The sequence below is a fragment of the Paenibacillus sp. P4_A7 genome, from assembly GCF_056402455.1.
This window is the reverse complement of sequence record NZ_JBFUHJ010000127.1, coordinates 1-13262: the sequence shown is the minus strand read 5'-3', so window position 1 is coordinate 13262 and position 13262 is coordinate 1. Positions and strand designations below refer to the sequence as shown.

Annotated in this window: 11 protein-coding genes; 3 read left to right on the top strand and 8 right to left on the bottom strand. The window is 44.9% G+C overall.

The window, feature by feature from the left end; genetic code table 11:
* Window positions 1-879: Ger(x)C family spore germination protein (locus tag AC1DWN_RS16600; protein WP_477560012.1), on the top strand; the 879-nt coding region annotated here is incomplete at its 5' end.
* Between the two features lie 48 nt (window positions 880-927).
* Here AC1DWN_RS16600 and fni read toward each other — a convergent pair.
* Window positions 928-1989 carry a type 2 isopentenyl-diphosphate Delta-isomerase gene (gene fni / locus AC1DWN_RS16595; RefSeq protein WP_477560011.1) on the bottom strand — a complete coding sequence of 354 codons (1062 nt, stop codon included), beginning with the start codon at window positions 1987-1989 and terminating at the stop codon, window positions 928-930.
* A gap of 249 nt (window positions 1990-2238) precedes the next feature.
* On the opposite strand from fni, the gene nagB reads away from it, so the two are divergent.
* Window positions 2239-2964 carry a glucosamine-6-phosphate deaminase gene (gene nagB / locus AC1DWN_RS16590; protein ID WP_477560010.1) on the top strand — a complete coding sequence of 242 codons (726 nt, stop codon included), beginning with the start codon at window positions 2239-2241 and terminating at the stop codon, window positions 2962-2964.
* Window position 2965: 1 nt separating this feature from the next.
* Entirely contained in the window at window positions 2966-4162 is a 1197-nt protein-coding gene (gene nagA, locus AC1DWN_RS16585; protein WP_477560009.1) for an N-acetylglucosamine-6-phosphate deacetylase, read from the top strand.
* Window positions 4163-4230: 68 nt separating this feature from the next.
* Here the strand turns inward: nagA and AC1DWN_RS16580 are convergent, their stop codons facing one another.
* The 7 genes from AC1DWN_RS16580 to citZ form a co-directional block, all read right to left on the bottom strand.
* Window positions 4231-5013 (bottom strand): DeoR/GlpR family DNA-binding transcription regulator, encoded by a 783-nt coding sequence (locus AC1DWN_RS16580; RefSeq protein WP_477560013.1) that lies wholly within the window; start codon window positions 5011-5013, stop codon window positions 4231-4233.
* Between the two features lie 2 nt (window positions 5014-5015).
* Window positions 5016-5972 (bottom strand): sugar kinase, encoded by a 957-nt coding sequence (locus tag AC1DWN_RS16575; protein WP_477560008.1) that lies wholly within the window; start codon window positions 5970-5972, stop codon window positions 5016-5018.
* A 30-nt stretch (window positions 5973-6002) separates the two neighbouring features.
* Window positions 6003-6434, bottom strand: a complete 432-nt coding sequence (locus AC1DWN_RS16570) for a hypothetical protein (protein WP_477560007.1) — start codon at window positions 6432-6434, stop codon at window positions 6003-6005.
* Window positions 6435-6637: 203 nt separating this feature from the next.
* On the bottom strand, window positions 6638-8797 hold the full coding sequence (gene recQ / locus AC1DWN_RS16565) for a DNA helicase RecQ (protein WP_477560006.1): 2160 nt from the start codon (window positions 8795-8797) through the stop codon (window positions 6638-6640).
* A gap of 116 nt (window positions 8798-8913) precedes the next feature.
* Entirely contained in the window at window positions 8914-9858 is a 945-nt protein-coding gene (gene mdh, locus AC1DWN_RS16560) for a malate dehydrogenase (RefSeq protein WP_477560005.1), read from the bottom strand.
* A gap of 534 nt (window positions 9859-10392) precedes the next feature.
* On the bottom strand, window positions 10393-11688 hold the full coding sequence (gene icd / locus AC1DWN_RS16555; protein ID WP_477560004.1) for an NADP-dependent isocitrate dehydrogenase: 1296 nt from the start codon (window positions 11686-11688) through the stop codon (window positions 10393-10395).
* Between the two features lie 126 nt (window positions 11689-11814).
* Window positions 11815-12927 (bottom strand): citrate synthase, encoded by a 1113-nt coding sequence (gene citZ, locus AC1DWN_RS16550; protein ID WP_477560003.1) that lies wholly within the window; start codon window positions 12925-12927, stop codon window positions 11815-11817.
* Between the last annotated feature and the right edge of the window lie 335 nt (window positions 12928-13262).

Below are 13262 nucleotides of genomic sequence, written 5' to 3'. Positions count from 1 at the left end.
GACTCCGTGAGCATAGCTGAAGGTGTCCGCATGTTGAAAGCACATATCGATAAAGAGCTTGATTTCGGACACTGCAAATTGTTTCTGATTGGAGAACAGCTTGCAAACAGTCAATATCAAGAAGTGCTTCAATGGATGTCTCGAAGAAGAGATTTCCAAAGTGTATCCGACGTCGCGATTGGTAAGCCTGATGCATTATCCATACTCAAAGTAAAGCCGTTGTCGGAACAGTATCCAGGCCACGCGCTATATCTCAGTTTTAGCTCGAATGGTACGGAGTCTCCGTATACCTTTTCAGAGACACTATTCGATTTTGCAAGGCGAGCTACGGAAAAAGGTTTAGACCCTCTGCTGCCAGTTATTATGAAGGATAGCAACGAGAGCTTCGTCATCGATCAGATAGCTTTATTAGATAAGAAAAATGTTAAGCTCATACTCACAGCATCAGAATCACAAATTTATAATCAGCTGGCCAAAGAATTCGTGAGGTCATCGGTACACATTATGTACGAAAAAGTTCCTTTAGTGGCCTTTACCACTGATATTCGTACGAAATACAAAATAACCAAACAAAACAATGATGATTTAATTACAATGAATGTAAAAATGAAGGTCATATTTGAGGAAGCTCCAACCGGGTTATTTAATCAGCATTGGTCGAAAATTGAGCAGCATTTAAACACGGACTATGAAAAATCATGCGAAGAGCTGCTTCGTAAAATTCAAAAAGCAAACGTTGATCCATTCGGCTTCGGTTTACGCTATCGAGCAACACACCCAGGCGACAGCGCATGGGAAGAGTGGAAGTCCATTTATCCAAATGTAAAATTTGTTGTTCATGCAAAAATAAAGATCGAAGGTACGGGGATTATCAAATAGAGGAATTAATGGAGCGCCCTTCAATAAGAGCGCTCCATTACGGCACGGCTATACTATCTTTAGAATAATTCGATTTGTATTTCGAAGCTCGCTAACTGAGCCAGCACCAATACCAAACATAGCTGTTCGCAATTCAAATTCAATTCGTTTGAATTGCAGCAGCAGCTGTTCGATCGAAATATCGCTGTTTCCCTTAGCAGCACCAGGCAAGAGTACTCGGCCGAATCCTGCTATATTGGCCCCCAAAGCAATTGCTTTAGCTGCATCTACACCATTTAATAGGCCGCCGCTTGCAATAATAGTTGAGTCTGGCAGTTGCTTACGAATCGCCAATATGCTGTCAGCGGTTGGTATACCCCAGTCTGCAAAAGCTTCGGCGGCTTGCTTGCGAAGAGGATCCTGCATCCGATATTTTTCAACCTGACTCCAAGACGTTCCACCAGCACCAGCCGCATCAATAAATGATACACCAGCTTGATCAAGCAAAGCAGCAGTATCCGAATCGATTCCCCAGCCTACCTCTTTCACACCAACTGGCACATGCAGCGATTTACATACTTCCTCTATACGTGATAGCAATTGCCCAAAGTTAGTATTGCCCTCAGGCTGAAATACTTCTTGCATACTGTTCAAATGCAGGACGAGCGCATCCGCTTCCGCAATGTCTACTGCTCTTCTACACGATTCTACTCCGAAGCCATAGTTAAGCTGTACAGCTCCAATGTTAGCAATGACAGGGACCGTCGGCGCTTCTTTACGAATGGAAAACGACGCAGCCAGCTCCTCATTCTCTATCGCGGCACGCATCGATCCAAGACCGAGCGCCCAGCCCCTCTCTTCCGCTACGACAGCCAAATGGCGGTTTATAGCCCCTGCTTCATCCGTACCGCCAGTCATAGAGCTAACGAGCAGCGGAGCGCGAAGCTTCTTGCCCAGCCATTCTGTTTCCAGCTTTATTTCTTCAAATGACAGTTCTGGCAATGCATTATGTTTAAATCTATATTTTTCCAAACCGGTTTCGATACCGACGCTGTTTACCTGCTCTTGTAAGCAAATTCGTATATGCTCTCCCTTGCGCCTTGCCGTAGCTGCCTGTTGTTCGACTGTCATGCTTGTTCCTCCCGAACTTCGCACCGCAATGCGCTTACTTTTCTTGTTCAATTTACCCGTATTTAAGCATATCATAATTTCCCGGTTACCGCTTCTGGCATAAGCAATCAGTCGTAGTACAAATTGATCAGTCCACTACAATTAATGATTTAATAAATCATTAATTTGAGGTTTCCAATCATAAATCATTGTTAATTAATGACCATTGATTTAAAATAGAAGCATACAAACCATCTAGGAGGCAACCAAATGGAAATTATTATTTTTAATACGCAACAAGAGTTAGATGCTCATGCTGCCGAGCTTATCGTAAATGTAGTTAAACAAAAATCAAACGCTGTTTTAGGACTTGCAACAGGATCGACACCGATCGGAATTTATGACAAAATGGTAGCAATGTATAAGGACAATAAAGTTAGCTTCAGCGATGTTACAACCTATAATCTTGACGAATATGTTGGGCTTCCAGCACAGAATGATCAAAGCTATTCGTATTATATGAAGCAGCATTTATTTTCTCATATCGATCTGCCTGCTGATCAAATCCATTTGCCAAACGGAATGGCTGAGGACATCGAGGTTGAATGTGCTCGCTACGATTCAATGCTTGAAGCTCATCCCGTTGATATTCAGTTGCTTGGCTTAGGTCATAACGGACATATTGGCTTCAACGAGCCCGATAAGCATTTATCTGGAGGTACACATTCCGTAACGCTAAAAGTAGAAACTCGCGAAGCAAATGCCCGTTTCTTCGATTCTATGGATGAGGTGCCAAGCTCTGCTATAACAATGGGCGTAGGTTCAATTTTGAAAGCTAACACCATTCTATTAGTCGTTCGCGGAGCAGATAAAGCTGAGATTGTAAAACAAGCGTTAACGGGTCCTATAACAACGGAAGTGCCAGCCTCATTACTTCAAACACATGCTCGCGTAATCGTCTTGCTCGATCGCGAGGCAGGAAGGTTGTTGGGTTAAAATGAATACGAAAACTTCAAACTGGCTCATTAATAATTTACAAATCGTATTAGAAGATCGCGTAGTAACAGGTAGCGTCGTTGTTCAGAATGGTCGAATTCAACAGATCATTTCGGAAGATAACCAGAATGATCTGGAACACGAGGGCCTACAAGAAACGATTGATGGACAAGGCGGATGGCTGTTACCTGGCTTCATTGATGTTCACGTGCATGGCGGCTTTGGTGCTGACTTTATGGATGCAAACAGCGAGAGCTATCATACGATTACAAAGTTTCATGCTTCCAAAGGAACAACAGGGATGCTGGCGACAACAGTCACTGCATCCAAGGAAGCGGTTGAAGCCGTTCTTCAAGCAGCAGCACAATATCGTTCAGCAGATATGCCTTACGCAGCTCTTTACGGTGTACATTTGGAAGGACCCTTCATTAGTGAGAAATGGCCTGGTGCTCAAAATCCTGCCTTTATATCGGAGCCTCAGCTTGAATGGTTGAAAAAATGGAACTCCGAATATCCTGGACTGATCCGTCAGCTTACACTGGCACCAGAGAAAAAGGGTGCTATTGAGTTGATTACTTGGCTAAGTGAGCAAAATATCGTTGCAGCATGCGGCCATACAGATGCTTTATATGCTGAAATGGAAGCAGCGGCAAATGCCGGTCTGTCACAAGCGGTTCATACTTACAATGCAATGCGTGGATTGCATCACCGTGAGCCTGGCACACTTGGCGCCGTGTTAACGGATGATCGTATTTATGCAGAGCTGATTGCCGATGGAGAGCATGTGCACCCTGTCGCAATTCGCCTGCTGCTTACCGCAAAGACTTTGGATAAGGTCATTCTAATTACTGACGCTGTTGCTGCAGCTGGAATGCCTGACGGTGACTACTCACTTGGCGGCTTGCCTGTTGTTGTTAAGCAAGGTGTAGCTCGTCTGCGTGAAGGTAACGCGCTGGCTGGCAGCAGCTTGACGATGATTGAAGCTTTTCAGTTCATGCTCAAGCATACGAATCTGAGTGTCCCTGAGGTAAGTCGTATTGCTAGCGGCAATGCCGCAAAGCAATTTGGTTTGGATGAGCTTACCGGTTCTATTTCCGTAGGCAAGCAAGCCGATCTGGTCTGGACCGATTCGCAGTTTAATGTTCGTCAGACTTGGGTACAAGGTCGTTCGGTTTATGATGGTACATCTCAAAACTAAATAGATACAAAAAACAGACGTTATCCTCTGATTTTAGAGAATAACGTCTGTTTCATTTTAATTAACCATTAGCCCGTCACATGCACCGAAATGTTATGCTGCTCCATTTGAGCAGTAAGCTCCGTTGATAGTGGAACATCGGTAATAACACCGCTAAGCTCTGAAAGGGAAGCGATAGAAAATAATGAAGCACGGTCAGTTTTCGTATGATCGAATACTGCATAAGTAGATTGCGACCGTTTAATGAGTGCTTTAGCAATTTGCGCTTCTTGCTCGGAGTAGGTTGTAATGCCGCCGGCTGCGGAAATACCATCGACGCCGATGAACATTTTACCAATATGCAAATGGGCTACCATTCCTTCTCCTAATGGACCGCATAACTCAAAGCTATTATGACGCATAATTCCGCCAGTAACTACCACTTGAATTTGGCTGCCCGCAAGCTCCATTGCAATGTTAACAGCGTTAGTTACGACCGTTATGCCTTTACGAGACTTCAGCGACTTAGCAATTAGAAAATTGGTTGTACCACCGGATAAGCCAATTACATCCCCTTCGGTAATTAAAGAAGCAGCTAGCTCTGCTATATGCTCCTTCTCCAAAATGGACAGTCCTTCCTTCTCAGCAAAAGGCAAATCTCGTACCGTATGCATTCCGTCATACATAGCTCCGCCTATTGTTCGAATGACTGGAAAGTCCGCCTCCATCTGCTCTAGGTCTCTGCGTGCTGTCGCTTCCGAGCAATCAAACCGTTCTACCATTTCCGCAATCGTAACGCGTCCTCGCTGCTTCAACAGCTGCAGAACGGCATCACGTCGACGCTGTCCCTTGGACACGTTTAGATCGGCCATTATCAGCGCTCCACCCATGCTTTGGATGACATCCGCTGCTCCACGATATTCCATTCTGGAAGTGCTTCCCAATCACCGCGCATTTGTACTACTAATGAGCCGTTAATGCTCGCTAGCCGCACCGCTTCAACCGGAGACATTCCCTTCATAATACCAGCCAAGAAGCCGGCACAGAAGCCATCACCTGCACCAACCGTATCTACTACCTGCTCAGCTGGAAAGAACGGTACGCTCGCTTCCTTGCCTTGTTCCAAGACAATCGTAGCATCGCCTTTTCCTTTTAAGATACTAATAGCTTTAAGCTGCGTTAGTTGATCTTTGATAAATTCGTAATCATTCGTATCGTATAGGAGCTTCAGCTCGTCCCAGCCCGGCAAGAAATAATCCGCATCGGCAGCTAGCGGCAGCAACACTTCACGCGCTTGCTTGATGGACCACAGCTTAAGACGCAAATTTGGATCAAAGCTGACAAGAACGCCTGCATCCTTGGCAATATCAACAGCACGGCGCAGTGTTTTACGACAATCTTCACTTAGCGCGGCGGTGATACCGGTTACATGTAACAGCTTCGCATTTCGAATATATTGCTCATCAAGCTGATCAGGCTGCATCCGGCTTGCAGCCGAATGCTTTCTGAAATAATGTACAGCTAGTCTACCCGCAACATGCTCTCGAAACATCATGCCCGTTGGAGCACTTGAATCAAGACGAGCTCGCGAAACATCAACACCTTCTCCGCGCAGCGTCTTCATAATGATTTTACCGAACGGATCGTCACCAAGCGCTCCGAACCATCCAACAGAGGCTCCTAAACGAGCAAGTCCTATGGCAACATTACTTTCTGCTCCGCCAAAACCTTGCTCAAGCGTCGCTGCCCGTTCGATCGATTTATGTTCCTGAGGCATAAACAATGCCATTGATTCTCCAAACGTTACAATATGCGGTGATGATTCTCGCATGCTGCAGTCCCCCTATACCGTTCTAAGCTCTTACATATCTTTAAAGATTGGAAATCTCATAAAGTAAACGATGACAATATAAAGCACAAGTACGATTAAGCTCAGTACACGCGCTTTATTGATATGCGCAGTAGCGCTCTTGCCATCTTGAATGGACGATACGATAAGCTTGAGCGGCTTCGATACGATACCGCCTAGTGCCGCAATTCCAAGGAACAACAGCGTAATAATAATCATCCATGCAACTGAATATTCACCTTGAGACATCAAATATCCACCTGTTAATAGCTGTAGAACGAGGAAATACTGCGCGATTCGGTTTGCGGATAGCAACCCGTCAGCAAGCCCGCCTTGTCCAACTCCAGCAAGCTTGGAAGCTCGTCCGACCATTACTGGAAGAACAACATAAAATCCCATCCCCATTGCGCCTAACAAGTGCAAAAATAACATTGCATTAAACATTTTCAAACTCCTCCTGTTTGKCAAAGCAGTGTGAATCTCTCGCTTTATCCAAAATCATATCTTATATTTAGTTTATCAGAAATGAGATATATTTCAAATGACTACACCCAACATACGCTGGCTGCAACCTACTTATTGTAGTCTGCATTTCAAATCGTTCCCTAAATATTCACACTTTACATGAAAAGTACTTATAAGTTTTTCTATAGCGCTTTAAATCCATACTTGCTCATTACGCCATGAATGGCAAAATAAGCGATCTCTTCCGGCAAAGCGTCTTTAATCGGTCTCAACTTGTCTGGCCCAAGCTCACCGATTACTTGTACAATCTGTTGCTCGTATTCAGCAGGAATAATGCGGCTCCAGTCTAACTCATGCCCTTCATCCGCACTCCGAATCAAATGCCCTTCCACCGTTACTTTACTTAATCCGCGATCCTTGGCAATATCCTCTGGCTCTTGACCCGCTTGAAACAGCTCTAACGTAATTAAATAACTAGGTTGCTCATCACCTGGCAACAACCGCTTGGCTGAAGCAACCGGCTGCCTCGGAACTACCTTGCCCATCTCGGCTGATAGTTCTCCTCCACCAAAGGAACGAATAATTCCAATCAGTCCTTCACCATACTTATCCGCTTTCGCTGCGCCAATCCCTTTGACTCCCAAAAGTTGATCAATCGTTTGCGGCTGGGCGTTTGCAATCTCCCGAAGAGTCGCATCAAAGAACAGCATGAATGGCGGCACACCTTCAGCTGCTGCCTTTTCCTTACGCCATTGCTTAAGAGCTTCGAACAGCGGTGAAGCCCCTCCTCCATCCTTGCTGGAGGACTGATTCACTGTCGCTCGAACTCGCTGCATGATCGCTTCTCGACCTTCCAGAACGGGAAGCGCACTTGCAGTAAGCGATACGACTGGATATTGCCCTTCGCTTAGCCTTAAGTAGCCTTCAGAAACTAACCAATAAAGCCAATCTGCGATTTCTTTCTCCGGCAAATGGCGCATTAGTCCATACGTGGATAAACGATCAAGTCCGAATTCAAGGAGACGCTTGTCACGAGATCCTTTTAACACCTTTGCTGCCATCGTGACGCCGAAGCGTCCTTTCATTCGGCCTACGCAGGAAAGAGCCATCTTCGCTTCGTCCGTACGATTTACCGGCTCGCTCTTATCCAGGCAGCTGCTGCACTTTCCACAAGCCTCTACACCCGTCTCGCCAAAATAATCAACGATAAACTGCTGCAAGCAGCGCTGAGTTCGGCTAAAATTCATCATCGTATGGAGCTTAGAAAGCTGAATCGACTTTCGATCCATGTCTCCTGTTCCTTGCTCGATTAAAAAGCGCTGAACCTGCATATCCGCTGGCTCGAACAACAGTACGCATTCACTTTCCTCACCATCACGGCCCGCACGACCTGCTTCTTGATAGTAGGATTCAATATCACTAGTCATTTGCCAATGCAGCACAAAGCGAACGTTAGGTTTATCAATTCCCATCCCAAAAGCATTCGTAGCTACCATGACGCGAATATCGTCAAAACGGAATTTCTCTTGGGTATCGGCTCGTTCGACATCCGATAAGCCTCCGTGGTATTTGCCAGCTTGAATACCGCTGAGCGCGAGCTGCTCATATACATTCTCTACTTCTTTTCTTGTGGCGGCATAAATGATGCCCGATTGCTCTTTGCGTTCACCAATATAACGTGCAAGAAACTTTTTCTTATCCACCCCAGTAACGACCGAAAGCGATAGATTAGGCCTTGCAAAACCCGTTACAAATACACTAGGGTTTCTGAGCTTTAACATCTCAGAAATGTCTTTTGCCACCTCATTAGTAGCGGTAGCAGTAAAGCCTGCAACAAGAGGTCGATTCGTCATTCGACCAATCCAGCCTGCAAGCTGGCGATAGCTTGGACGAAAATCATGTCCCCATTGAGAAACACAGTGTGCTTCATCAATTGCAATGAGCGGAATTGTCAGCTGTTCTGACAAAGACTGGAACATGGGCGCATCAAGTCTTTCTGGCGCTACATATAGCAGCTTATATTCGCCTTGCATGGCACTGCGCATAACTTCGCGATACTCCGCCGCTCCAAGCGAGCTGTTCAGGTATGCAGCTGATACGCCTACACGTCGCAGCGCATCCACTTGATCCTTCATTAGCGATATTAATGGAGATATGACAAGTGATGTTCCAGGAAGCAGCATTGCCGGAATTTGATAACAGACTGATTTACCGCCGCCTGTAGGCAAAATGGCCAACGTATCACGACCGTTTAATATGCCTGATATAATATCCTCTTGTCCCTTGCGAAACGAATCATAGCCATAAACTCGCTTCAGAGCTTGTCTAGCCTGTTCAATCAATCTGCATCCCTCCTAAAAAAATCATGTGATACAAATAAACAGGAGGACCCTGGCAGCATTCTGTCAGGGTCCTCCCAAACGCACTTTCTATATAAAATGCTAATTTTTTCTATTGCTTAGCCCGCTGTAACAATTTGAATAACATTGCGAACAGATTGTGCGGATTTATCAAGAGCAGCTTTCTCTTCAGCAGTCAGATCAAGCTCAATAACCTTCTCGATACCGTTGCCGCCAATGATTGAAGGTACACCCATGAACAGATTGTTGTAGCCATATTCGCCCTCAAGCAATGCAATAACTGGGATGATACGTTTTTTGTCCTTCAAAATCGCTTCTGTCATTTGTACAAGCGATGCTGCAGGAGCATAATAAGCGCTGCCGTTACCAAGAAGATTAACGATTTCGCCGCCGCCTACGCGTGCCCGTTGAACAATTGCTTCGATTCGATCAGCAGGGATCATCTTCTCGATTGGAATACCGCCAACATTAGAATAGCGAACAAGAGGTACCATATCGTCACCATGCCMGCCAAGCACGAAGCCGCGAACATCTTCAACCGATACATTCAGCTCTTGTGCAATAAATGTGCAATAACGAGCGGTATCAAGTACGCCGGATTGACCAATAACACGGTTTTTAGGGAAACCAAGTGTTTCGAATGCCGCGTAAGTCATAGCATCTACCGGGTTGCTAAGAATGATTACGATAGAGTTAGGGCTAGTCGCCTTTACGTTTTCGCAAACGGATTTTACGATTCCCGCATTTGTGTTAACAAGATCATCACGGCTCATGCCTGGTTTACGAGCAATACCAGCAGTGATAATGACAACATCGGAATCTTTCGTATCATCATAGTTGGATGTACCTATGATGTTAGCATCTACGCCAAGTACTGGAGTAGCTTCAAGCATATCAAGTGCTTTACCCTTAGTTGGGTTTTCTAGAGGAGCGATGTCGACTAGAACGATATCACCTAATTCTTTTTGAGCAAGCATAAGCGCAGTAGTAGCACCTGTAAAACCAGCACCTACAACAGTAATTTTATGACGTTTAATAGCCATCTTGTATAAATCCTCCTTAGCATTGCTTATTTTTAAGGGGAGACCCCTTAGACCCCCGATTTACAGCCTAAGTAACTTTAAAGCGTAGCCCCTTAAGGGCGTTTCGAACCCTCCTAAGTCCTCCCTTCCAAGGGAGGATTCCGAGGCGCTACGCCCTCTGGACACCCGCCAATTGGAAGAACGAAGAAGTTACACAGGCGGGCCTGTGTAACTTTACTGTAGGGTCGCTTTCGTCCCTTCGGGACACGCTTTACGTTGGTGGTTAGGTGGTGGAATTGTCCCTGCAGGACGTTATTCCATGCAGTGCGACGGAATTGTCCCTGCGGGACACCATTCCGTGTAGTGCGATGGAATTGTCCCTGCGGGACACCATTCTGTGTAGTGCGTTGGAATTGTCCCTGCGGGACGTTATTCCGTGCAGTGCGATGGAACTTGTCCCTGGAGGGACGATAGTCCCTGCGGGACATTAGACCACCTTTTTGTAAACGGTTTGGGCTAGGTGCTCCCTATTGAAAGATTTATCAAGATGATTGATTACATGTTTTTGATGATTTCGTCTGCGAAAGCGGAACATTTTACTTCTGTTGCGCCTTCCATTAGACGTGCGAAGTCGTAAGTTACTGTTTTGTTGTTGATCGATGCTTCCATACCTTTATAGATAAGGTCAGCCGCTTCTTGCCAGCCAAGATGCTCAAGCATCATAACGCCGGATAGGATTACGGAACCTGGATTTACTACATCAAGGTCAGCATATTTTGGAGCTGTACCGTGAGTTGCTTCGAAGATAGCATGTCCAGTTAGGTAGTTGATGTTTGCTCCTGGAGCAATACCGATACCGCCAACTTGTGCTGCAAGAGCATCGGACAAATAGTCACCGTTAAGGTTCAATGTTGCGATAACATCAAAGTCAGTAGGAYGAGTCAATACTTGTTGCAAAGCGATATCCGCGATAGCATCTTTAACGATCAATTTGCCAGCTGCTTCAGCGTCTTTTTGAGCTTTGTTTGCTGCATCTGTACCTTCAGCTTCTTTAATGCGGTCGTATTCGCCCCAAGTAAAGGTTTCGTTAGCGAATTCTTGCTCAGCCACTTCATAACCCCAGTTTTTGAACGCGCCTTCTGTGTATTTCATGATGTTGCCTTTGTGTACAAGTGTAACGGATTTTTTACCGTGTTTGATTGCATATTCAATTGCTGCGCGAACTAGACGCTTCGAACCGTCTTTGGAAACAGGCTTAATACCGATACCTGAAGTTTCAGGGAAGCGGATTTTGTTAGCGCCCATTTCGTTTTGAAGGAATTCGATTACTTTTTTCACTTCTGCAGAACCTTCTTGATACTCGATACCTGCATAGATATCTTCTGTGTTCTCACGGAAAATAACCATGTCTACAAGTTCAGGACGTTTAACTGGGGAAGGAACACCAGTGAAATAACGTACAGGACGAAGGCAAGTGTACAGATCAAGCTCTTGACGAAGAGCAACGTTCAAAGAACGAATTCCGCCACCGATAGGAGTTGTCAATGGACCTTTGATAGCAACCATATACTCGCGAATTGCTGTAAGCGTATCAGCTGGAAGCCACTCTCCGTATTCATTGAATGCTTTCTCACCAGCAAAAACTTCGTACCAAGCAATTTTCTTCTCGCCGTTGTAAGCTTTTTCTACCGCTGCATCAAGTGCACGTTTCGAAGCTTTCCAAATGTCACGGCCTGTGCCGTCACCTTCGATGAAAGGTACGATTGGGTTGTTAGGTACTTGTAGAACGCCATTATCGATGGTAATCTTTTCGCCTTCTGTAGGTAGTGCAAATTTTTCAAACTGAGCCATTATATAATTCCTCCTAAAATTTTATGTGCAAAATGCACTAAGTAAGTATACACCTATATGATCGTGAGCAGGGCTCACTTTGTAAGCGTCAGTGTAACTATATAGCTTAGTATGTTCTAACTATTATTAACGTTGTTCGATCGGAACGTATTTCACATTAACCGGACCAACATAGTCAGCACGTGGACGGATCAAGCGATTATTTTGATATTGCTCAAGAATATGCGCGCTCCAACCGGAAAGACGGCTAATAGCGAAGATTGGCGTGAACAAATCGCGTGGAATTTCAAGCGTCGTGTATACGGATGCGGAATAGAAGTCAACGTTCGGCTTTAAGCCCTTTTGACCCGTAACCATCTCTTCGATTTTAACTGACATTTCATAAAGCTCCATGTTCCCAGTCAGCTTACCAAGCTCAAGAGACATTTGTTGCAAATGCTTTGCGCGCGGATCGCCGTTTTTGTAAACGCGGTGTCCAAAGCCCATAATCTTTTGTTTGTTCGCAAGTGCGTTGTTAATATAGCTCTCAACGTTAGCCAGTGAACCGATTTCTTCAAGCATAACCATAACGGCTTCGTTCGCACCGCCGTGCAATGGACCTTTCAAAGCGCCAATAGCAGAAGTTACACCAGAATAAATGTCAGACAAAGTAGCAACCGTAACACGAGCTGCGAAAGTGGATGCGTTCAACTCATGATCCGCATGAAGGACAAGTGCTTGATCAAGCGCCTTAACTGCAACTTCAGCAGGTTCATTTCCAGTAAGCATGTATAGGAAATTGTAAGCAATCGACACACCTTGTTTAGGAGCTAAAGGCTCTTTGCCATCACGAATACGTGCGAAAGCAGCAATGATTGTCGGCAATTGTGCCTGCAATTTGATTGCTTTCAATTGATTCGATTCTGGTGACATATCGTTAGCTGAGCTGTCATACAAAGCAAGGCTGGAAACAGCCGTGCGAAGTGCAGCCATTGAGTTTGTACCTTGTGGGTATAACTTTATTTGATCAAGAACTCCAGTCGGTACTGCCGCATACTGATCCAGTTGCTTTTGCAGACCGTCAAGTTCAGAACGATTAGGTAGTTTACCGTACCATAACAGGTAGGCAACCTCTTCAAAAGAGGCATTTTCGGCAAGAACATCGATATCGATTCCGCGATATGTTAATACGCCATCAATAATCGAACTGATGGAAGATGCCGCTGCGACAATTCCTTCCAATCCCTTAGTTGCTGTCATCGTTTTCTCTCCTTTATTCTGGTAAGTTTTAACAATAAAAAAGACTCGGTTTGTACCATGCTTTCTTATCATAAATGATTTTGACAGTAATGTGTACAAATTTGGACATAAAATTGCTTTATCGGCATCATTAATTATTTTTCTCTTGAATTTAACCTCTAACTGCAATGCTTGCTCCAGCAGCATTCTTCCCTATTCGTGTCCATTTTAGACGGCTTCTGAAAACTATTTTTAATGGACTGAATATAGTGGTAAAATGTCCAAAGAAGATATATTAACTCTAAAATTGCTGGATTGGAGGCGCTACATGACTGGACAACGCATCGGAATAATAG